General features: G+C 66.5%; 25 protein-coding genes and 4 pseudogenes. 17 read left to right on the top strand and 12 right to left on the bottom strand.

The genetic code is table 11. The features are described from left to right. Positions 1-440: 440 nt before the first annotated feature. The 3 genes and pseudogenes from ACYCO6_RS31225 to ACYCO6_RS31215 all read left to right on the top strand — a co-directional run bounded on the left by ACYCO6_RS31225 (position 441) and on the right by ACYCO6_RS31215 (position 1,337). Positions 441-746 (top strand): helix-turn-helix domain-containing protein, encoded by a 306-nt coding sequence (locus tag ACYCO6_RS31225; protein WP_459766645.1) that lies wholly within the window; start codon positions 441-443, stop codon positions 744-746. Between the two features lie 216 nt (positions 747-962). After that, a pseudogene (locus ACYCO6_RS31220) lies at positions 963-1,112 on the top strand (IS3 family transposase); the annotation flags it as partial. Beyond that, on the top strand, positions 1,098-1,337 hold the full coding sequence (locus tag ACYCO6_RS31215) for an HU family DNA-binding protein (protein WP_459773796.1): 240 nt from the start codon (positions 1,098-1,100) through the stop codon (positions 1,335-1,337). The pseudogene ACYCO6_RS31220 and the gene ACYCO6_RS31215, both read left to right, overlap by 15 nt. A 41-nt stretch (positions 1,338-1,378) precedes the next feature. Here ACYCO6_RS31215 and ACYCO6_RS31210 read toward each other — a convergent pair whose 3' ends face one another. Beyond that, positions 1,379-1,918, bottom strand: coding sequence for a hypothetical protein (locus ACYCO6_RS31210; protein WP_459766643.1), 540 nt, complete (start codon positions 1,916-1,918; stop codon positions 1,379-1,381). A 355-nt stretch (positions 1,919-2,273) separates the two neighbouring features. Here ACYCO6_RS31210 and ACYCO6_RS31205 point away from each other — a divergent pair, with 355 nt between their 5' ends. From ACYCO6_RS31205 to ACYCO6_RS31190, 4 genes are all read left to right on the top strand, one after another. Continuing rightward, positions 2,274-2,735: a Ros/MucR family transcriptional regulator gene (locus ACYCO6_RS31205; protein ID WP_459766641.1), complete on the top strand. Its 462-nt coding sequence runs from the start codon at positions 2,274-2,276 to the stop codon at positions 2,733-2,735. 1,126 nt (positions 2,736-3,861) lie between these two features. Further along, positions 3,862-4,095: a helix-turn-helix domain-containing protein gene (locus tag ACYCO6_RS31200; RefSeq protein ID WP_459766639.1), complete on the top strand. Its 234-nt coding sequence runs from the start codon at positions 3,862-3,864 to the stop codon at positions 4,093-4,095. Between the two features lie 3 nt (positions 4,096-4,098). Continuing rightward, positions 4,099-4,425: a hypothetical protein gene (locus tag ACYCO6_RS31195; RefSeq protein WP_459766637.1), complete on the top strand. Its 327-nt coding sequence runs from the start codon at positions 4,099-4,101 to the stop codon at positions 4,423-4,425. A 70-nt stretch (positions 4,426-4,495) separates the two neighbouring features. Then, entirely contained in the window at positions 4,496-4,753 is a 258-nt protein-coding gene (locus ACYCO6_RS31190) for a hypothetical protein (RefSeq protein ID WP_459766635.1), read from the top strand. A gap of 25 nt (positions 4,754-4,778) precedes the next feature. On the opposite strand, the gene ACYCO6_RS31185 is transcribed toward ACYCO6_RS31190, so the two are convergent. Then, positions 4,779-4,979 (bottom strand): hypothetical protein, encoded by a 201-nt coding sequence (locus tag ACYCO6_RS31185; RefSeq protein ID WP_459766633.1) that lies wholly within the window; start codon positions 4,977-4,979, stop codon positions 4,779-4,781. 129 nt (positions 4,980-5,108) lie between these two features. On the opposite strand from ACYCO6_RS31185, the gene ACYCO6_RS31180 reads away from it, so the two are divergent. The 5 genes from ACYCO6_RS31180 to ACYCO6_RS31160 all read left to right on the top strand — a co-directional run bounded on the left by ACYCO6_RS31180 (position 5,109) and on the right by ACYCO6_RS31160 (position 7,466). Next, positions 5,109-5,552, top strand: coding sequence for an HD domain-containing protein (locus tag ACYCO6_RS31180; protein WP_459766631.1), 444 nt, complete (start codon positions 5,109-5,111; stop codon positions 5,550-5,552). 72 nt (positions 5,553-5,624) lie between these two features. Beyond that, a complete protein-coding gene (locus ACYCO6_RS31175; RefSeq protein ID WP_459766629.1) occupies positions 5,625-5,852 on the top strand; it encodes a hypothetical protein in 228 nt (75 codons plus the stop codon). A 371-nt stretch (positions 5,853-6,223) separates the two neighbouring features. Further along, the gene (locus ACYCO6_RS31170) at positions 6,224-6,499 is read left to right on the top strand and encodes a hypothetical protein (protein ID WP_459766627.1); all 276 of its coding nucleotides are present in this window, start codon (positions 6,224-6,226) and stop codon (positions 6,497-6,499) included. A 20-nt stretch (positions 6,500-6,519) separates the two neighbouring features. Then, entirely contained in the window at positions 6,520-6,648 is a 129-nt protein-coding gene (locus ACYCO6_RS31165; protein WP_459766625.1) for a hypothetical protein, read from the top strand. A gap of 653 nt (positions 6,649-7,301) precedes the next feature. Then, entirely contained in the window at positions 7,302-7,466 is a 165-nt protein-coding gene (locus ACYCO6_RS31160) for a Flp family type IVb pilin (RefSeq protein WP_459773795.1), read from the top strand. Between the two features lie 223 nt (positions 7,467-7,689). On the opposite strand, the gene ACYCO6_RS31155 is transcribed toward ACYCO6_RS31160, so the two are convergent. Then, positions 7,690-7,866 (bottom strand): hypothetical protein, encoded by a 177-nt coding sequence (locus tag ACYCO6_RS31155; RefSeq protein ID WP_459766623.1) that lies wholly within the window; start codon positions 7,864-7,866, stop codon positions 7,690-7,692. A gap of 203 nt (positions 7,867-8,069) precedes the next feature. Here ACYCO6_RS31155 and ACYCO6_RS31150 point away from each other — a divergent pair, with 203 nt between their 5' ends. Next, positions 8,070-8,627 (top strand): hypothetical protein, encoded by a 558-nt coding sequence (locus ACYCO6_RS31150; protein WP_459766621.1) that lies wholly within the window; start codon positions 8,070-8,072, stop codon positions 8,625-8,627. A gap of 283 nt (positions 8,628-8,910) precedes the next feature. Here the strand turns inward: ACYCO6_RS31150 and ACYCO6_RS31145 are convergent, their stop codons facing one another. After that, on the bottom strand, positions 8,911-9,132 hold the full coding sequence (locus tag ACYCO6_RS31145; RefSeq protein ID WP_459766619.1) for a DUF6894 family protein: 222 nt from the start codon (positions 9,130-9,132) through the stop codon (positions 8,911-8,913). Positions 9,133-9,374: 242 nt separating this feature from the next. On the opposite strand from ACYCO6_RS31145, the gene ACYCO6_RS31140 reads away from it, so the two are divergent. Continuing rightward, on the top strand, positions 9,375-9,539 hold the full coding sequence (locus ACYCO6_RS31140) for a hypothetical protein (protein ID WP_459766617.1): 165 nt from the start codon (positions 9,375-9,377) through the stop codon (positions 9,537-9,539). 148 nt (positions 9,540-9,687) lie between these two features. On the opposite strand, the pseudogene ACYCO6_RS31135 reads toward ACYCO6_RS31140, so the two are convergent. The 7 genes and pseudogenes from ACYCO6_RS31135 to ACYCO6_RS31105 all read right to left on the bottom strand — a co-directional run. Further along, positions 9,688-9,822: pseudogene (locus ACYCO6_RS31135) on the bottom strand (MucR family transcriptional regulator); the annotation flags it as partial. A gap of 144 nt (positions 9,823-9,966) precedes the next feature. Beyond that, complete coding sequence (locus tag ACYCO6_RS31130; protein ID WP_459766615.1) at positions 9,967-10,131, bottom strand: hypothetical protein; 165 nt, start codon at positions 10,129-10,131, stop codon at positions 9,967-9,969. A gap of 1,472 nt (positions 10,132-11,603) precedes the next feature. Beyond that, complete coding sequence (locus ACYCO6_RS31125; RefSeq protein WP_459766613.1) at positions 11,604-11,840, bottom strand: hypothetical protein; 237 nt, start codon at positions 11,838-11,840, stop codon at positions 11,604-11,606. A gap of 310 nt (positions 11,841-12,150) precedes the next feature. Further along, on the bottom strand, positions 12,151-13,074 hold the full coding sequence (locus ACYCO6_RS31120; RefSeq protein WP_459766611.1) for a DMT family transporter: 924 nt from the start codon (positions 13,072-13,074) through the stop codon (positions 12,151-12,153). 28 nt (positions 13,075-13,102) lie between these two features. After that, positions 13,103-14,371, bottom strand: coding sequence for an arsenic transporter (locus ACYCO6_RS31115; protein ID WP_459766609.1), 1,269 nt, complete (start codon positions 14,369-14,371; stop codon positions 13,103-13,105). Between the two features lie 46 nt (positions 14,372-14,417). Further along, a complete protein-coding gene (locus tag ACYCO6_RS31110; protein WP_459766607.1) occupies positions 14,418-15,662 on the bottom strand; it encodes a metallophosphoesterase family protein in 1,245 nt (414 codons plus the stop codon). Positions 15,663-16,076: 414 nt separating this feature from the next. Next, positions 16,077-16,268: a hypothetical protein gene (locus ACYCO6_RS31105; protein ID WP_459773793.1), complete on the bottom strand. Its 192-nt coding sequence runs from the start codon at positions 16,266-16,268 to the stop codon at positions 16,077-16,079. Between the two features lie 612 nt (positions 16,269-16,880). On the opposite strand from ACYCO6_RS31105, the pseudogene ACYCO6_RS31100 reads away from it, so the two are divergent. Both ACYCO6_RS31100 and ACYCO6_RS31095 read left to right on the top strand, forming a co-directional pair. After that, a pseudogene (locus tag ACYCO6_RS31100) lies at positions 16,881-17,679 on the top strand (MetQ/NlpA family ABC transporter substrate-binding protein). A 21-nt stretch (positions 17,680-17,700) separates the two neighbouring features. Further along, positions 17,701-17,877 (top strand): annotated as a pseudogene (locus ACYCO6_RS31095) (ABC transporter permease); the annotation flags it as partial. Between the two features lie 339 nt (positions 17,878-18,216). Here the strand turns inward: ACYCO6_RS31095 and ACYCO6_RS31090 are convergent. Next, a complete protein-coding gene (locus ACYCO6_RS31090; protein ID WP_459766605.1) occupies positions 18,217-19,269 on the bottom strand; it encodes a helix-turn-helix domain-containing protein in 1,053 nt (350 codons plus the stop codon). A gap of 333 nt (positions 19,270-19,602) precedes the next feature. Here ACYCO6_RS31090 and ACYCO6_RS31085 point away from each other — a divergent pair, with 333 nt between their 5' ends. Further along, positions 19,603-20,370 carry an autotransporter outer membrane beta-barrel domain-containing protein gene (locus tag ACYCO6_RS31085; protein WP_459766602.1) on the top strand — a complete coding sequence of 256 codons (768 nt, stop codon included), beginning with the start codon at positions 19,603-19,605 and terminating at the stop codon, positions 20,368-20,370.

The following is a 20,370-nucleotide window of genomic DNA, read 5'->3' as shown; positions in this document are numbered from 1 at the left end:
GTCCGTTCAGGAGCCGTACCCTGGCGTGCAGCACGCTCGTGCAAACGGCTTTGTCGGTCAACACCTCCAGCAGGTCGCGTTCAAGCTTCGTAAGCGGCGCTAAGTCGGAGGAGGCGTGGCGATGAGCGTCTAAGCCTCCGGCACCAATCTCCGTAGCATGCATCGGGTGACCTCCCGTGATCTCTGACGCCGCTCTGCGGCGGCGACGGAAACGTGGGCTGTTCGAGTGAGCGGCCTGAGCCTCCATTCATCCCAACACAGGTGAGTAAAGTAGGTTTCCCTTCGCCTGTCCCGCTTACCCTGGGAGCCTTTCCGTGAAGCGAAACGGTGGCATGAGAGGCTGGTCTGAATGCAGTTGCAATCTTCGAAAGCAGGTATTTCGCGTTCGGTGAGAGAGCTGATCGCATTTGGCTGTAGCGATCGCTGGCGAGACCACGGGCATGACCAAGGTCAGCCTCACGTCGTTTGATCCCGCAGGCGAAAGGGAAGCCAAGCCGGCCGTGCACGTGCCGGCCGTGATCGACGCGCGTACGATCCGCAGGCGCGCCGGCACATCGCAACCCATCTTCGCGGCGAGCATCGGCATGCCGGCTTCCACCCTGCGGCAGGGGGAGCACGGCCGGCGCCGTCCAGAGAAGGCTGCCGATGTCCTTCCGGCGCTGCTGCAGCGCAATCCCTGGCTCGTCGAAGAGTGGGTGGCTCTTCCACGTGAGCCAAGTCCGTTCATCTTATCACCCGCCGACTGACTTTCGGCGCACAGCTCCGACCGCTCGACCGCCCGCGAGAAGTCTCATTCCGCCTGATCGGCTGAAGTCGCTCGCCGCTCCTCAGCGCGCTCGATAACGGTGCCGCATCGGCAATCTGCGGGTCGTAGGCCTTGTCCACCCTCAGCGCTCCTGAGTCAGATCGAGGGTCTTCACGAACGGAGGATGGCTGGTTCATCGTAGCCTCGAGGCACGAAGATGAAGCAGTCGTCCGGGCCGGCGCGGAAGCCGGCAGAAGCCGTGATCAAGGACATCCGCCGGGCCACGCGCCGGCAGTTCTCGGCGGAGGCGAAGATCCGCCTCGTGCTGGAGGGCCTGCGCGGTGAGGACAGTATCGCCGAGCTGTGCGAGGCGTTGGCGAACGGCGACCAAGTCGAGCTGCGCGGCTTCGGCGCGTTCGAAGTTCGGGAGCGGGGTGCTCCCAGCGCCCGCAACCTGGAGACTGGCGAGGAGGGCGCCGTTGAGGCCCGAGCCAAAGCCCACCCTAAGCCGAGCACGACGATGCAGGCCCGCCTCAATCGTGGTGAGGCCGGCACCGAGCAGGAGGCCGAGCGGTTCCTACGTGCCTCCTGACCGAGCTTCTGAGGTTCTGCATCATCGTTCGCACGTGGGGGTCACCCGGCGTTCTCAAGCGCCTGCGGCAGGCCCAGCCACCCCTTCACCTTCGCCGGCAAAGGGCCGGAGCGCTTCTTCACCGGCGTGGCTGGACCACGGACTGCGTCCAGCCGGCTTGCGGCCTCGTCGATACCGAGAGGATCCGCCTGCCGCCCGATGGCGAGTGCGCCTTCCAAGGCTCGCAGCCCTTCATCGAAGCGGAATTCGGTCGCGAAAAATCCGCCTCGATTGAGATGAGCGTCGATGTAACGCTCCCGTTCACGCTCCACCTTGGGTGCGTCCGCACAGGCCAGCCGCGTCACGAACGGCAGCAGGCGCTGCCGCTGCGTGTTCGTCGCACTGTCGTTCAGCTGCATGGCGAGCCGGCAGATCGGGCGCGAGAAGCAGGCTGGCATAGCTTCGACCGAGCCGATACGCTGGTAGGGAAAACCGCACGCGACCACCGCCGCCTCATTGATGCAGGTTCCCCCGTCCGGTCCCGGGAAGGGATGCGAGCCCGCAAGAAGCTTCCAGTTCAGGATGTGATCGAAGTTGCTCATGGTGGCTAACTCCGTAGCCGCCCCCGCACCGAGCCTCCTCCCGTCTGGCGACACCGTCAATCGCTCGAACGTCGTCGCCTGAAGAGGGCCTCGGTGCCGCAGCGCTGCCCGCACCTGAGCGACGTGCGGAGGCTCGTGAATGCTCTCGCTTGTTCGTGCGGCGCCGCTCGGTGGGATCTCCGCGCAGCGTGTAAACTAAGATTTACACGAATTTTCGATATCTGAAAGCTTATACGATCGCGTGCAAGGCCCACCATCCATCTAGATGGATTGCGTGCAACTAAAATCGCAGACTTGATTTCGCGGCGTTCCTATATCATTGCCGCGATTGATGGGATCTATAGGGGCAAGAGCCTTGAGCGAAGAACCACAAGAGGTCGGCGTCAACCTCACTGAGCTGGCCGCCGAGATCGTCTCAGCCTACGTCTCGAACAACCCTGTGCCACCAGCCGAGCTGCCGGCCCTGATCGCGAGGGTTCATGACGCGGTTTCCAATCTCACCGCCACGGGCAGTGCGGGTGCTGCGGCTCCGGACGCCGAGATCGAGAAGCCGACTCCCGCTCAGATCCGTAAGTCGATCCGAGACGACGGGATTGTGAGCTTCATCGACGGCAAGACCTACAAGACCCTCAAGCGCCACCTGAGCAGCCACGGGCTCGACCCGCGCAGCTACCGCGACCGTTACGGCCTGCCCGCCGATTACCCGATGACTGCTCCGAGCTACGCTGCCCAGCGCTCCGCCCTCGCCAAGGCCATCGGCTTGGGCCGTGTGGGGGGCATTGCAGAGCGCCAGAATAACAGACGGAAGGCGTCCTGATCGCGGCCGCCGCCTTTAGCCTTGCTCCGCCGGACGGCCGTAGGTCTGAGCCCATGTCAGCGAAACGACGTTGTCGGCCGGGGCTTGCGACGGCACCGATGCACGTTCGGCGGAGATGTTCCGAACCGAACCCGCGCGCCTTCGGCCTGGGGCTCCGATCCAGCGAACGATCCGATCCACGGGCTTGCAGCGCCACATCAGCCGGATTTCGCGAGCTGTCTTCGGCCGCCATACGCGGGCGTACCTGATAGCTCGTCTTATGGCGGACATAAGCTCGTCCTCTGCCGCCCACTCACGGTCCGTGGTGCCAGCGATGAGGCAGTCTTTCATTGATGCGGCACGCGTCCAAGCACGTGCAGGGCACCCCGAATGCTCAGTCTTGGGCTTATCCCAGTAGCCCAAATACTTAGATACACATCTCAAACGGAACGATGCTAGGCATCCGGGGCGTTCCAGCAGGTCAGCAGGCCGGTGCCAGCCGAGGCGATGACGTTGCCGTTTCCGCTCCAGCGCAGGGGCTTGATGCGGACACGGTCGCATCAGAGCTGGGGGGCGTGGCCGTCGCCTCCGGCAGCACGGTCTCGAACGCCGCGGCCTCGCGGTCCTGGTCGTTCCGCACCAGATGCGTGAGCGGCGTTCGTCAGAAGCCGTAGTGCAGCAGGTTGGTCGCCAGCAACTACAGCCGGGTCTTCTCGATCCAGCCTCAAGCCGCGCAAGCGATCCGACACCGACCGCTCGCCTTGGCCTCAGAGAGTGTCCGATCCGCCCGACGCATCAGGTCTGGCCACGCGTCGTCCGGCGTTAACGCCTGCGCCACGCCGATGCTGACCGAAAGCCTCAGCCTGCCACCATCTCGCAGGTCGAGCGGCGGCAGTTCCTCCAGAGCCTCCATCAAGCAACGGCCGAGCCGTCGCTGTCCGCGCTTGCCACGGGCAGGAACTCGTCACCCGGCCGGGATCTTGGCTCGGTCATCGCGGACGCTCCGGAGAGCGGCGTTCCAGGAGGTGCGATGCTGGAGAGATATGGTTGAGTGGCCTGTCTATGCCGGCTGGAGACTTTACCGTGTGTGTGATACACACACCTGTGTCGGAATGGGTCGCAACTCCTAAGTGTGTGGCAAACATCAATGCTCGTGACGGGCAATCAGCTCAAGGCCGCGCGCGCGCTGCTAGGCGTCGAGCAAACCGATCTCGCTGCGCGGGCGGAGCTGCACGTCAACACGATCCGGAAGATGGAAGGAAAGGGGCCAGCCGAGATCACCAGTGGGGCCGACATCGTGCGCCGCGTGCAATCAGCCCTTGAGGCGGCCGGCGTCGAATTCCTGAACCATGGGCGGCCTGGTGTGCGTCTGCGGGAGTGAGCCATGACCGTCGAGCCTGCCTCACCTGAGCAGATCTCGGAGGTGCTACGCCTCTGCACCTTGCTGGCCGACCGTGCGCTCGACACGAAGATCATGGGACGGGCAATGCCTGCGGATCAGACCGTCGCGCTGGCAAAGGCCGCGCGCCTTCTGCAGGACCACGGGGTGGAGTGGCCGCCACTCCTGGCGCAGGTGCTGCACGAGGTGATTGGCGAAGTCGGCCAGCCAGCGTCAGGGCTGCAGTCCGAAGCCGAGCCGCCAAAAGGGATCGACGCGCAAGGACTGACCCGCTTCTTCGCCGCGCTCTGGAGAGAGAAGAGGCAGCCATGACGGCCGGCCTGGATTTCATCCCCGAGAGTGGCGGCGGGGCCGGGATCAGGTTCCGGGAGCGGAAGGGATCGTGACACACTTCAACGGCGACCCGTTGCCGACGCAGCAGCAGGAACGAACGATGCCACGCTGGCTGGCGCTCGCCATCACCGCCCTGGCCCTCAATGTGCCGATCGCGGGCCTGTTCTTGATCATGGGACCGGTCCTGCTGCAGCGGCCGAGCTTTGCCGCTGAGCGGTTCGCGTTGATCTGCGTGGGAAGCGCGGCCGTCATCATCGGAGCCGTGATGGCAGCTTTCGTCGGCCGGGAGAGGTCTCCATGCCTGTGAGCCGACCTCAGCCGCGCAGATCCGCCTACTCTCGTTCCTGGCGCTCGCACCAGGTGCGGGCTTCGTCGATCTCGCGCGGCTCGAACAGGTCAATCAGATCCGGTTGGGCGATGATCTGTTCGTGCCATCGCTTGTGGCGCGGGGCTGGGCTGAGTTGGCGCCGCCGCGCAGATGCCGCGCGCGCATCACCGAGGCCGGGCGGTTCGTGCTGGATGACGCGGATCACGGCGGGGCGGGGCTCCGGTTTTGATCTCGCTGGCGCGTTGGGTGAAGGGTTAATCGATTGATCCTACCTCCCTTTCGCCGAACCGCGGCCGACGCACAGAAGGTCGCCACCATCCTCCATGGAGATCAGGTGGACAAAGCCGGTAGGCCTTCTGTCGAGCACCTGGCGCGGGTGGCCGCAGGTGTTCTCAGACTCTCGGAGGGATGTCCGTTCTGGTCCGACGAGGAACGGGACGAGGCGGTGCAGGCCGCATGGCTGCATGATGTGATCGAGGACACCAGCTACGGGTTTGGCGACTTGGCCAAAGAAGGCTTCAGCGACAACGTGCTGACCTCCGCCGCCATGCTGACGAAGCCGGGCGGGCAGATCACCTATGCGGCGTGGATCAACAACATCGCGAAGGTCGGAACCCTCAGGGCCATCCTCGTCAAGCTCGCCGACGTTGAAGACAATTCAGATCCGGAACGACTTGCCTTGCTTCCGGCCGAGGCCCGCGACCGGCTTCTCAGCAAGTATGAGCCGGCTAAGAGGACCCTGCGAACGGCTGCGCGGGCGAAGGGGTGGCAGGGATAGGTCGAGAGCGTCAGACCAATCCCCCGCCTCGTGGAAGAGGCACTGAAGGCGAAGCGGTCAGGAGGGGTAAGCATGGCCGAGGAACAACACACCGCTGGCCAGCCAGCACGCCCCCTTCCCGAGTGCCTGACCCGTTTGCTCACCGATCCCAAGGAGCAGATCCAGCGGGTTACGCCTTCGCTGGCTTCTGATCCGAGGCCGCGCCTGTTTGACCGAGTGCTGTGGTGGTTCAACATCGTGATGTTCGGGGCAGCGGCTTTGATTTTCAGTGCTACATTGACGGTCAGAATGTTGCAGTAGACCAGATCCTCACCGAGTCCCTGAAGGCGAAGGGCTCTCTGAAGTGAGCCGCCCCCGGTTCGCGATGGGCCTCCGGTTTTGTCGTAGCCGCCGCGTCCGTGGTCGTGCTTCAAGCCGCTGCCGGTGCTGTCACCGAGGTCAGATGAGGCGTCTGACGCCGCGTGGAAGCGGCCTTGAATACTTGGTGATCCTGATGGACAGGTTTGCCGGCCGTGTCGCGCAACGCGCCCCCGAATCCGTCTTGACCGGAAGCCGTACGCCACGCCCTAAAGGAGTGGCTTGTCGGACACGGCTACCTCCAACACGACTCGAGCTCTGAGGGGCCTAACTGAAGCTCCTCGCCTACATGCGAGGGCGAAGGGCTATCCGAAATGGGCGACGCTCATGCTCAGGCTCTAGATGTCCGCCACATCCTGCGTCTGTCGACAGCGCTCGCTGAGCAGATCCTTGGGTTGGACAAGACTGACCACCCACTTTCAGAGAACGAGGTGGCTGCGTTGGTGAAAGCGGCCCGATTTCTCTACGACAATGACGTGCCTTGGCCAGCGGTCGTTCAGAAGGCCATCGATATGCTGGCGGAACAGATGGAGGCTGTCAGGGCGACGGCCATCAAAGCAGCGGCTGAGGCTGGACTGGATCGCCTATGAACCCTGTCGCGATACTATCGATGTTAGCTCTTCTGGCAGGCTGGATCGGGATCGGTATCCTCGTGATCGCCTATGGCACGCCGCTCGGCGTCGCCTTCTATGTCCTAGCCGTCGTCGCCACGAACCCGAGAGTGTGGCGACTGCACTGACCCCCGCGCCGCGCGGCCTGGCACCGTCCTGAGTTGCCACCCCTTGCGGGCGCCTGCGGATGCAGGGAGGGCGCACCGGCGTATGTGTCAGGCTTCAGCGGGCAGCCACTGTGCGACCGCCGGTGAGACAAGGTGCGGCGGAGGCCCGGGCAATGAATCGTGCAGTTCCTCACCGAGCACCTGAAGGCGAATGGCTATCCGAAGTGAGTGATCTCAGGCCCAAGTGGATCGCCTGTGAACCAAATCAGATCCGATCTTCAACCCCGAAAAGGGACGGACAACGTGTGTTCGTTGCCAGAACAACAGATTTCACTATTTCGGATTGCTAGAAATACTGCTTTTCCGACGTGATATGAGATTCGAGCGGAACGCTTCGAAGACCCTGCGGATCGGAGCTGGCTGACACCCGCGCCTCGGCGGCTTTCCGGCCGGGATGGGCGTTGCCCTGAACGATAGCAAGTCACCTCATTGCAACGGCAGGGAAGAGGTTGCGATTTGGACTTGTGCCTCTCTGGCCGCAATTGTATCGCGCGCAATCTTCCGCGGGTCCTGTTTATCGAAATGTTCACCTATGCAAGTGACTTAGCCAGAAATTGATTTGTCTTTAAGCAATCGTCTGCGATAATCCGCGCTACCAAGCAAGGGGCGCGGTGATGGATCGGATTTTTCAAAAATTCATTAGCGACGATGAAGGTGCTACTGCAATTGAGTATGGTTTGATCGCTGCATTGATCGCAGTTGTCATAATCGGGGCTCTGCAAGTCGTTGGAACTTCACTGAGTGCGAAGTTCTCTGCCATCTCCGGCAATCTGAACTGAATACTGCCGACTTGGGTGCGGTGTTGCTACGTGCACAGCGCATCCGTTCACGCCTGCTCCCTGTTGGCTGCCATCGCGTGGACCCGGCCCTTCAGGCTCTGCTTCAGGTCGGACACGACCCGATCCCGTAGCTCACCGCCACCGAAGGAGCGCGGTGAGCTACGGTTGATATGCGGCCGCTGTTATGCTGGCGAGGCGAGGGGGGTGCCTTTCTCGGCACGCCCTACATGTTGACCAATGGCCGGGCGACTGCCAGCAACCTGTCCGAAGTCACCTTATCCATGCTGTCCGACGGCGTGAGGCCATCGGCGATCTGGACATCGCGCGTCGCGTCGAAGGTGTGCCGAGTGAAGCGCTCGGTGGAAACAGCGTTCTGGTAGCCCGAACCGATCAGCAGCACCTGCTTGTGCTTCTAATTGCCCAGTTGTAATTTTCAATAACGGTTTTATCGAAAGTTTCAGACGGTGCAATTTGAAATGGCGGTGGTAAAGTGAACTCTCGGCTATATCGGGCAGGGTGCTGACAGCATCTCCCTACTCATTCGCCGATTCTCGGCCGGCGTCCGACGTTAGTATCCTCTGAGTTCAGCTGGAGGGGTTCGGCATGTCTGAGGCACCCATCGTCGTCGTCCCAACCGAGACGCTCTCTCTCACATCGGAATGGAGGGAAGCTGCCGAGCAGGCGGCACGCAATCTGGGCCAGGGTAAGCCCCTCGCCGAATTGTGCCCCGAGCATTGGCAACTCGTGCTGGCCAGTGTCACGGATAAGATGCGGGTGCGCGGCGCATCGCTGCCACGCGGCTGGTGCCTCGCCCTCGCTCGGCAGGTCGGGCGTCAAGACGCTGAGGAACCGGCGGAAGCACGCATCCTGGCTCTGCACGCAAAGCGCGAGGAGATCGCCGCCCACATCGCGCGCGACCTTGGCCTCGGAGATCTGGCCGGGCTCAGTCGAGAGGAGCGCGCCGCGGTGGATCAGCAGACCACCGAGACGATCGAGGGCTGCGACCCTGCCTCTCCCGAGCCGGCCGACTGCTCGGATGCGGATCGGACGATGCGGCGGTTGCTCTCCGAACATCACGCGTTGAGTGAGCTGCGAGCCGACGAGGGTAACGCGCGGCTAACGGAGGAGGGCGAGGTGTTCGCCCCCGAGGACGATGCCTGACAGCCGGCCCACCGAAGTTCTCATCGGCGCGCCGGCAAGGCCGACGCCATCGTGCGGGCGTACTCGGCGGATGCCCGCGTATTCCAGGACTGGTGCGACCGGTTCGGCTTCCGGTCCCTGCCGGCGACGCCCGCGGCCGTGCAGCCTTGATGCCATCTGCGGCAAAGGTTCGGCATAGGTGCCGGCGATCTCGGCGGCGGCTCGATAATGATCCGTCGGGTTGCGCGCCAATTCAGGGCGATCGGGGGACGGGGCTTCTGCCGGCTGTCGGGCTGAAGCCGTCTCACCGCTTGATCGGCAAGCGCGCCAAAACCCATCCCGCCGAGTTCCGTACAATCAACGTCAATGGCTGACCTGGATTGGCCTCTGCCACCTCGTCCGCCATCTCAGAGATAACGCGGCGTGCCTCAGTCAGCGCCTCATTGAGGTTGGCGGCTTCAGCGCCTAATCCATCGGGCATGGTCTCCTCGCCCCTCAGCACGTCGAAAAAGAAGCGCGGAGACACTGCCAAGCTCCCTTGGATCAGCTCGTTGCGAGGGGGGCGTGAGCCCCTACGTAGTTTGACCTCACGATAGCGCAGAACTCGATAGAGGTAGATTTATCCCAAAGGCGGCCCCGTATACTTAATTTAGCTTGCCAGCATCGAAAAAACTGTCTTAATCAATGCCCGCATTCGTGATGCGTCTCTCGAGATGCATACGCGACGTCGATGTATTGTTTTTATGTCTAAAGACTTGGGTGGCCGCCATGCGTGCGACGCTGGAAGAGCTGTCACAGCTAGCAGACCTATCTGCGGATATTAACAAGCACAAACTCCGCTCACATATTGCCAAGACGATCGAGAAGGTTCTTGCCGGCAAACGCTTCCCGACGAACGATGGCAAAGAGGCCGCCGAAACGGGACGGCGATAGATCGCGACCGAACGCGGCAGCAGCGGTGCACCGCGGCCCCGCCGCGCTGGGCGGGAGCAGAGGAAGCGCTGGCAGGTGATGCCCCCCTGTATCCCCACGACGCCCCTGCAGACTTCTCGGCCTTCCGCGACCGGTCAGCCCGTTTCGGCTTCGCCTTGGCGGCTTCGGGTGTAAGGCCCCTGATCGTCAGGTGATGACGCAGCGTCTTGTGGGGCTTGCCGTCCGCGACGCTGATCAGCGCGTCGTGGGTGATCGACTTCCGGATCTGCGCGGGCGTCAGCTTTGTGGTGCCCCGGGCTTCGCACCTAGACCCGTCGGTCGCCGCTTCCGCCCTGAACCTCGCTGCTTCGTGCGCCGAATCGCAGTCGGCCCGCGGCGCATCTGCCGCTCGGGAACTCAGCCGCGCCGGGGCGTCTGTCCCGGCGCCTTATGGCGACACCTCCGTGATGACGAAGCGCGCAAGCGCCGCCAGGTCGAGCCGAACGGCGCCGTCGACGGACAGCTTGGAGACGAGCGGCCCATCCAGACATCGGAGATAGGCGATCTGCGCCCGGACAGCAGCACAGCCCATGAGGGCGACTGCAGCGGTCATGATCCGCGAACGGCTCCGTCTACACAGGTGCTCCAGGACACGCCGAGCCTGAAAGCTTGGGCATACATCAGGGTCACACCGCGAACGTAGTCGCGAACCTGATGGAGACGACGATGACCTGGACGAACCGCATCACCATAGCCGCCACCCTGATCGGCGGCGCGATCGCGCTGGTGACCTACGCGCAGGCTCTGAGCCTCCCCGCGCATTTCGCGTGATCGAGGCCGGCCGGGAGGGGAATCCTGCTCGGCTCTCCCGGCCTCCGATCGCGGACGCAATAATCGACGCAATCCCGGTGACATCCAGCTTGACCATAAGGCCGCCTCAGAGCAGCCGAACCGACGAGGTGCCCGCGATGACCAAGCCGATCACCCTCACGAGCCGCCTCGTCGACGCCGTCGTGACGGCTGCCATGTCGTTCAGCCTGATCGTGCATGCGCAGTTCATGATCCTGCCGCCGCACTTCGTGTGAGACGCCGCGATGTCGCCTCGATGCCGATGGCTTTCCGTTCTCGACACGTTATCGGCCAAGGCTCGGCCGAACGGAAAAACCCCCACCGCGTGTTGAGATCACGGCAGGGCTTCCCAAGAGCGAACGGAAGGGAGGACGTGTCCGTTCGGGTGCCAAACTCGCGCGACATGGTTAGCAAGTGGTTAACGTCGAGCGCGGGCGCGGCGTGCAGGTCAATTCCGCCTCGAACGTTGCCCGCAGGAGCCCGGCCAATTCGCGGGCCGTTTCCTCGCCGAAGACAGCGGCGCCACCGCCAGCGCTCTTGGCGGGCGGGTTCGTCTAGGCCAATCTCGTCTTCGAGGTCGTGCCAGGGCGGTGGGGTTCGCGCTTGCGAGGGATCATGGCTGGGGCCCCACATGCGCTTCCGGCTTGGCCCCGAACGCAGCCATCTCCTCCCGTGAAGACGACAGAACCGCACCACTGCGAATGCACCGGGATGGGCATCACGCAGGACGGCACAGTGTAGAAGCCGAAGGCATCGCTGCGGACCGCCCCGCCGGTATCCACGATCAGCCCAGCGTCGAGCATGTTGCCGAGCGTCTACGGCGAGCAGCGCGGGGGCTCACCACAGCCGATGCGATCGAGAGCGCGGCGCTCTGCTGAGGTGCGGCCAGGGTGGAAGCATGGCAGCTCCTTTCAGGCTGCGGAACGTGCGACGGCGGCATAGAACGCGAGGATCTGGCGACCGCCGGTGACGTAGAGCGTGGTTGTCGACGCCTCAGGCTGCGCTCGGCGTGATGCAGGAAGCCGTTGATGTGCTGGCCGGTAAATCCCAGGCATCGCAAGCGACGACCCTCGGCCGTTCGACAAAGACACCCTGACCGCCACGCGAGGGGCGGCCTCGGCGGGCGACGCCACGGTTCGGCCTTTCAGAAGCAGAGACGATCGAGGTCTTGCGGGTGGGCCGAGCCCCAGGCGCGGGCTCACCCAGCGCCTCAGCGGGCGGGACCGTCAGATGACCTCAGCGCAGAGCGAGGATCTGCGCTGCGTGGGCGGCGACATCCTGCACCACCGGCAGATCGTAAGCATAGACGCGCCCAGCCAGGATCGCGAGCGCCAGAGTCCAGAACACCGCGCCGCCGACCCGCCGGGCCGTCCGGTCTCCGGCGGCATCCGGACAGGCACGCGCGACCCCGTCCGTGACGGGCTCGCCGAACGGATCGAAGGCCGTCGGCCGGGTTTCGGAAGCGGTACGCATGACGGCGAATGTCGCGCCCGAAAGCCCCTTTCGCAATGGACGCGTCTTTCGAAATTCCATGCGGGCAGAGACTCTTATTCTATCGCTAGCGTCGGCATGAGCATCTTCTTCTCTGCTTCCCGCGGAGAGGCGGCGCCGACGCGAATCGTCTCCTCTACGGGGCCGATGGAGCGCGGATCGGGGATTGCCGCACCCGCGCCGCAGCGCGCTTCCGGATCGGTCCACTTCGGGCGGCCCGGGGGCCGGTACCGCAGGAGCGGCCCCATAGGCGCAGCAGCCGGACGGGGAGGGTCCACATCACCCCGGGCTCTCAGGACAGCGAGATCAGGACGATGCCGGCGATCATCAGGGCGGCGCCGATCAGGCGCGGCGGGCCGGCTTTGACCCGCTTCATCCCGAACCAGCCGAAATGGTCCAGCGCCACCGAGGTCAGGAGGTTGGCGGTGATGAGCAGGCCGTTGAAGGCGCCGGCACCGACCTTGTCGACGAAGAGCAGCCCGGCGAACACCGCCACCGCCCCGCTGAGGCCGGCGAGCGGCATCCACCAGCGGATCCCGTCGACGTCCCGGCGGCCCGGCAGCGGCGCGGGCCGCAGCAGGAATATCAGCGCGAACACGAACACGACGGGGAGGAACGACACGGTGGCGGTGAGCCAGGGATTCTCCAGGGCGCCCCGAAGCTGCGCGTTCCACGCCACGCCGATCGCCATGAGGGCGCCGGCCACGAGGATGAACGGGTAGAGCAGCTTGCCCGACATGCCGTGGCTGTCGCCGCCCTCACGCTTGCCGCCGGAGCGCGCGATGAAGGTCACGCCCACCGCCATCAGCAGACCGCCGAGCCAGGGCATCGGCTTGAAGCCGGCTGCCTGCAGGCCGAACAGGCCCAGCGCGTCCATCGCCAGGGAGGTGAGGATGTTGGCGGTGAGCGTCAGGCCGTTGAATGGTCCGGCGCCGACCTTGTCGATGAAGGCGAGGCCGCCGAACACCGCTACCGCGCCGGCGAGCCCCCCGAGCGGCGCGTACCAGGGCATCGCGCTCAAGGAGCCGAGGCTCGGCAGGGGCGTCGGCATCGTGAGGAACAGCGTCGTGAACACGAAGACGATCGGCAGGAACGACACGGTCGCGGCCAGCCACGGGTTGACGAGCTTGCCGCGCAGCTGCGCGTTCATGGCGTTGCCGATCGCCTGCAGCGCGCCCGCTACCAGGATGAAGGGATAGAGGAGGGCAGCCGTCACGCGCGGACCTTCGGATAGGCGGGAGGGGTCAGACGAGCAGCAGGCCGGCGAGCGCCAGCACGAGGGCCGGCGGCATCACCAGCAGGCCGAGCTTCAGGAAGGTCCAGGCGCCGACATCCTGGCCCTCGCGGCGGATGGCGGTGAGCCAGAGGATCGTGGCGAGCGAGCCCGTCACCGAGAGGTTCGGGCCGAGATCGACGCCGATCAGGATGGCGCCCGCCACCTTCTCGGGCACGTCGGCGGCCTGCACGGCGGCGCCCGCAATCAGTCCGGCCGGCAGGTTGTTGACGAGATTGCACAGCACCGCGATGAGGCCGCCCGCGCCCCAGGCGGTGGCCTCCGGGGCGCTGCGCGCGTAGCCCTTGAGGAGGTCGGCCAGCATGGTGAGCACGCCGGTCTTCTCCAGGGCCTCCACCAGCACGAACAGCCCGGCCACCAGCGGCAGCACGCTCCACGACACGTCCTTGGCCACCTCGACGAGGCCGCCGCGCTTGAGCAGCAGCACGACGAGGGTGGTGGCCAGCCCCGCCACGAAGGTCGGCAGGCCGAGGTCGAGGCCGAGCGCCGAGGCCCCGATCAGCACGCCGCCGGTCGCCACGATGCCCAGGCCTGCCACGAGGCCGGTGCGGGCGAGCGTCACGGCTTCGACGTCGGCGGCCACGCTCTGGCCGCGCAGGGTCCTGGCCGGGGTCAGGCGCAGAACCGCGTAGGTCGTGGCGATGGCCAGCACGGAGGGTAGGGCGAACAGGCCGAGCCAGCGGACGAGGGGCGGCATGTGGGCGGCGAAGACCACGAGGTTGGCCGGGTTGGAGATCGGCAGCACGAAGCTCGCCGCGTTGGCGATGAAGGCGCAGATGAACAGGTAGGGGAGGGGGTTCTCCACCTTGGCGGCCTTGGTGGCCGCGTAGACGGCGGGCGTCAGCACCACCGCGCAGGCGTCGTTCGACAGGAACACCGTGACGGCGGTGCCGACCATGTAGACGAGGGTGAACAGCCGCGCCGCCGAGCCCCTGGCGGCGCGCACCGCGATGCCGGCGAGCCAGTCGAACAGGCCCTCCTTCCGGGCGACCTCCGACATCAGCATCATGCCGACGAGGAACAGGTAGACGTCGGTCCCCTTCAGCACGCCCTCCCAGGCGGTGGCGGGGGCGAGCAGGCCGAGGGCGACCAGCGCGCCCGCGCCCAGGACGGCCCAGATCGCCTCCGGCCACGAGAACGGCCGCACGATGACGCCGAGCGTCGCGAGCGCCGCGATCGCCCAGGTCGCGAGGTTGGGGGTCAGCGTCAGCGCGCCCATGGATTGCGGTGATCCTCTGGTGGAGTGGTTCGGGTGGGGATGCGGCTCACCAGGGCCGGCCGTTGCGGTTCGGGCCGAGCTGATCGCCGCGCAGGCCCTTCCCGGGCCAGGCGGGCAGCCGGAACGCGTCGCTGCCGGGACGCTCCGGGGCGGGGGGCGGCACGAAGCTCCGGCCGACGGGCTCGATCCCGTCGGCATCGCTGTTCGGCGCCCCGGTGCGGGCGTTGACCGTGCCGTCCGTCACCGTGACGGTGAGACCGCGCGATCCCTCCGGCCAGGCGACCCGGGCGTGGACCGTTCGGGGGCCGTTGGGCTTCATCGGCTGCGCCGGCCCGTCATCGACGCGGACATGGCAGCGCCAGTCCGCCTGCGGCGCGGCCGAGAGCACGAGCGCGCGCACCTCGACTCGCCCGTCTGGCGCTCCGAGGGCTCCGGCGGCGAGGCGCCGGTCGGCGGGGCTCGTGATCATCGCGAAGGGCAAGGGCCGGCCGAGGGGCTTGAAGCGCCAGCTCGTGACGGCACCGTCGATCGCCGCCACCGCGTAGCCCACCGAACCGTCCTCGTTCTGGCCCACGGAGCGCGCCGAGGCGTAGAGCGTGCGCCCGTCATGGGCGAGTTCGTTGTAGTGGGTGTGCCCCATCTCGACGAGGCGCACGCCGTGGCCGCGGATCAGGCCGGACAGCGGCGCCCGCTCCGCGGGATCGCGCAGATCATCCGGATAGGTGTGGGCGAAGACCGCGCAGGGCAGGCCTTCGTCGGCGGCCTTGGCGAGCTTGCGTTCGAGCCAAGCGAGCTGGCGGGCGCCGAGCCGGAAATCGAGGCCGAATCCTGTCTCGCCGTAGCCGGCGCTGACCATGTCGAGGAACAGACAGCGGATGCCGGCGATCGTCTCGGCGTAGTAGTACTGCGTGACGCAGGCCGGGTCTCGGGGCCGGGGCAGGGGGTGGCGACGCGCCGCGTGCCCGCCGCCCCGCGGGCTGCCGGCGATCCGCGCGAACAGGGCATCGAAATCCGTCATCGTGCCATGCTGGCGGTCGTGGTCCCCGGCGATCAGGCGCACCGGCAGGTTCGGATGGGCCGCCAGGGTCGCCTCGAGGACGCTGTACTGTGCCGCCTGCCCGTCCTCGGCGAGGTCGCCCGGCAGATAGGCGAAGTCGAGGAGGCCGCGCCCATGGAGCCCGTCCACCTCCCTCAGGATCGCCCGCAGGTCGACGGCGTTGGGATCGCCGGCCAGCTCCAAGTGCAGGTCGCCGATATGGGCGAAGGCGAACACGTCGCGCTTCTCGCTCATGGCGCGCCCGCGCGGCCGGGACGGCCGGCGGCCGCATCCGGCCCGCTCGATCTGCGGTTCCCTTGAGCCATCGTACCCCCCGGATAGGCTCTCCCGGCCCGGCCGGAGTTCGGCCGCGGCGGTCGCGACCGGCCCGACGTTTCGGACACGGCCGAGTTCCAGTTTCCAGGCGGTGTCCCGGTGCGGCGAGGCCTAAATCTTCGTGATCGCCGGCCCAGGGCCGGCCGAGACGCACGGAGTGTCGGAAAACCGGACATCGGTTGTCTTCTCAGAAGACATTTGTCCGGTCGTCGGGGCAGTGCCTGCCGCGGCGCCGGCGCTCGCGCCGTGCCGCACGACATTGCGGGCCTTCCAGGACCCATTCGGGAGACAGGCGCCCCCTTGGTCAGGAGGCCCGGAGCAGCCCGCGCCGCGTCACTGCACGCGCCGGAACAGGTCGGGCAGATAGGCTTCCAGCGTGTCGTGCCCGTCGAACTTCACGTCCACGGTGGCCGGGGCGTCGCCCGGCCCGCGGAGGCCCACCACCCGGCCTCGGGCGTGGCGCCAGATCCCCAGGATCTCGGCAAGGTCGAGCCGCTCGAACACGACCTCGTCCCCTTGGGACATCACCGCCGCGATGGCGACGGGCCGGGTCCGGGATTCGAAGGCGGGCTGGTGAGACCTCTTCTCGTCCCCGGAAAGCCCTTCCACCGGCTCCGGCGAGGTGGGGAAGGTTTCGTTCGCGGAGGGTTCGCGGAAGAGCATGATCTTCACTAACCTATTGCGATATCGGCATAATTGCAGGATCGGCACCGGCCAGCAAGGCGTGTTCCGGGTCGCGCGGAGCGCTGCCACGATGCGACGGGCCGCCGCCGCGACTCCCGAGTCGCGACCCTGGGGCGTTCCATGGGCACCTCTCTCCCCGCGCTCGCCGGTGGCGTCCTGATCGGCCTAACCCCGCAGGACGCGCGGCACGGAAGCCCTCTGACCTGACCGGGCCATGGGCAGCATTGCGGTCTTCCCTGCCGGCCGGACGGGGATCATTCGTATCGCTGCGCCAAGATCTTTGGAATGTTCGCCCGTCTTATTTGATCTAGTTTCTCATTCAGAAGATCACTCAGGCGAGCTGCCTTGTCTTGGGCTGAGGAACGGTCACCGCACCCCATAGGGCTGCGGATCCGATACCTCATGGCTGGCGACCGGGCTTGCTCACGTCCTCCCCTGCCAGAGTTCCGCCCGATGCGAATCCTGCGTTTCCTCGCCGCCGCCCTCTCCCTCGGCGCGATGGCTGCCCGGGCGGAGAGCCTCACGATCGGCGTGGTGCCCGACGCCTAAGGCGACGCCGTCACGGTGGCGGCCAAGGAGGCCAGGGCCGAGGGCCTCGCCGTCAAGGTCATCGAGTTCAGCGACTGGACGACGCCGAACGTCGCGCTGGATGCCGGCGACATCGACGTGAACTTCCTCCAGCACCGCCCCTTCATGGAGAACGCCGCGAAGCAGAAGGGATACCGGTTCGACTTCGTCGGGCTCGGGATTCTGTCCAATATCGGCCTGTACTCCCTCAGGCATAAGAGCTTCGACCAGATCCCGGTGGGCGGCGCGGTGGCGATCGCCAACGATCCGGTGAACCAGGGCCGCGGCCTGCTGCTCCTCCAGAGGGCGGGGCTGATCAAGCTGAAGGACGGTGTCGGCTTCCTCGGCACCCTCGACGACATCACCGAGAACCGGAAGAAGCTGTCCTTCACCGAGGTTGAGGGTCCGCAACTCGCGCGGCTCACGGGCGATGTCGACCTCGCGCAGGGTTTATCCGCATTTCATCGTCGCCGCCGGCAGCTTCGACCCGACCAGCGGGCTGATCTATTCCGGCATTGAGGACAAGCTCTTCACCGTGAGCTTGGTCACCAAGACGGCCCGCAGGGACGACTCGGTGATCCGCACGTTCGTGAGCCTCTTCCAGAGTTCGGAGGCCGTGAAGCAGCAGATCCGCAAGTCGTTGGCCAACAGCGACAAGCTCTACCTGCTGGCGTGGCAGAACTGATGATCGGCTTGGTTTTCGACGGCCTGCGCGATGGCCGGGGCGGTGGGCGCAGGCGGCCTCGGGGACGTCGCCATCCGGTATGGCTACCAGCGCTTCGACACCACCGTGATGATGGCGGTGATCGCGATCCTGATCGCCCTCGTCTGCCTGGTGCAACTCGCGGGCAAGACCGCGGTGCGGCGTCTGCGCTCCCGCTGACGGGCCCTGTTCGAGGCGATCCGGCCGCGATTCTGCACTCCTCCAGGCTCGCGAACGGGATCGGAGTGGCGAAATGGTCCGCGCGATGCGACGCCGAGGTGGTGTCGGCGACCGTGCCAACCCGCGTGCCCGGCAGATCCTGCGGGCCGGCGATGGCGCCGCGCCGGCGCTCGACCGCCGCCGTGCTCGTCAGGCCCGCGGTGAACCACGCCACCAGGGCGATGCAGGCAAACAGCCAGAGGACGGTCACGGCCCGGGCGAGGGGGCGGTGGGGCATCTCCTCCGCCTGGGCCGGCCTGTCCGGCGGAAGCCCCGCGCCGTGATGTCGGGTGCGGCACGTCAGAGGCTCTCGATCCAGCTGTGCAGGACCGAGCCGGGAACGCGGTCCGGAGCCGGCCCCACACGGTGCGGCGTATCGCTCGGGATGAAGCCGAACCGGCGCTTGAACGCCCGCCGGAAGGTCCGCTCGTCCGAGAAGCCGACCGCGTAGGCGACCTGCGAGATGCGCAGGGGCCGAGCCCCGTCGTCCCGCACGAGCATCCGCATCGCGGCCATCAGGCGGCGGTCGCGGACGTAGGCGACGATGCCGTTGGGCGCGAACAGCCGGTACAGCGTCGAGCGCGACAGGCCCAGCCGGGTGGCGATCAGCGCGGGCGTCAGGCTCGGATTGCCGAGCTCGGCCTCGATGAGCCGGCGAATCCGGATCCGCACGTCCTGGTGCTCGGTGGGGCGTCCGTCCTCCTGCCCGCGGAGCCAGCTCGCGCAGAGCTGGGTTATCGCCGCCGCGGCCGAGAGGGCCTCGCGCCGGTCCAGAAGGTCGCCGCACGCCACGACGTTCGCGACGAAGTTGTGGACAAGGCGCCCGAACGGATCGCCGTCGTGATCGAAGGGGCGGCCGTGAAGGCTCTCCGGATGACACCCCTGCTTCTCCAGGAGGGCGCGGGGGATCACGACATTCGTGGCATCGACGGCGTCCGCGACGATGCGCACGGGCTGGGCGAGGTCGAAGACGATGCACTGGACCTCGTTGACGGGCCCGGCGCGACGGTCCGTCTCCACCACGCTCTGACCCCGGCGGTAGAATTGCAGGAGGATGTGGTCGATGCCCTGCTGGCCAATCATCTCCTGTGACCGGACGAGGGTGTGCGCCGGCGCGATCACGTCACCGACGAGGAGGTCGCCGAGGTGATAGCTGCGCATCGCGATCGGCGCGGTGAGATCGGTCTCGGGCCGGAAGCTGACCGCGAAGATGGGCGCGAGATGATCCTGCCAGGCTTGGCCGAGCGCCTCTGGATCCTTCGGCGGCTCGAATCGCAGGCAGGCGACCTCGGCTCGGGGGCCCTCGTCGCCCGGAGGTCCCTCGAGAACCGGTTCTCTCCTACCGGAAGACATCCATGCGACCTGACGCTACTTCTTATATCGACCGATAAAACAGAACATCCGAATGTGATGTATCGCGGAACATCCCCTTCAGGCCGTCCCACACCATAGCCCTATCTGTCCTGGGGTCACCGGTTCAGGCCGACCAGAATGACCGCTGTGCACTGTCCTTTGTCACGGCGGCGTGCGCTTCGGCGCAGACGCCGCCGGATCGCGGCGTCGACCGCGCCGAGTCGGGCCGTGACGGTCCGCGGACCGGGCGCCATGGTTCCTTCCATCTCGGAAAGCGGGATCGGTTGTGCCAGGCCGGCCTGCGCACCGTCGCCTATGGCGCCGAAGTGAGAGTTGGTTAAAGGCCCTGTCCCTAAAGACCTCCTGGCCAGCGCCGGCCGGAACGACGGCGATCCCCGCAACCACGCAGGGCTTCACGGCGGTCCTGAGTCCCGCGCTGTCCCGGGCGCCGACCGGCCGTCGGCCCGGGACGCGGGCGTGTCGGGATTTGCCGGCTATGCGCTGGCAGCCGGCTGGCCGCTGGAACTCGTGCCGGAGCTCGGCCTCAGCTACGACCGGCTGACGCGGAGCCGAGTGGCCGAGCGGGGCAGCTTGGCCGATCAGGCCTTCGCCACGGCCGGTCTGCACTCGGTCCGGCTGCTGGTGGGCGGGCGCGTGGCGAGCCGGGAGCGGGAGGAGATGGCCGGGCTGCGGTTCAAGGGCCGGGCCTACTGGGCGTACGAACTGGCCGACACGGTCGCGGTGGTGCGCTCGGACCTGTTCGGGGCGCCGTTCGCGACGCGCACGAGCGCGCGGGGCCGGGACGGGGCGGTGCTGGCCGCAAGCCTCACGGGCACAGGCGCAGAGGGGGTGAGCCTGGGGCTGAACTACACGGGCGACGTGCGTTCCGGCGCCAAAGCCAAGGTCTTCTCCGCGGGCCTGCCGGCGCCGGTGTTCCACGTGAAACATGAGCGGCTCCCAAGCTCCGATCCGGCGAGCCGAATGGGTGTGGAACGTCACCGGACGGCTCCAGGGCGCCTCGCCAGGTCCACGATGCCGGCTGATTCGAGAAGGATTTCAGCTACGCTTCCGCGCCAGAGACCGGCCTTGACCGTTCCATGA

This window comes from Methylobacterium sp. CM6257 (assembly GCF_054611515.1).
The sequence above is the reverse complement of the archived record's forward strand: the minus strand, read 5'-3'. Positions and strand labels throughout refer to the sequence as shown.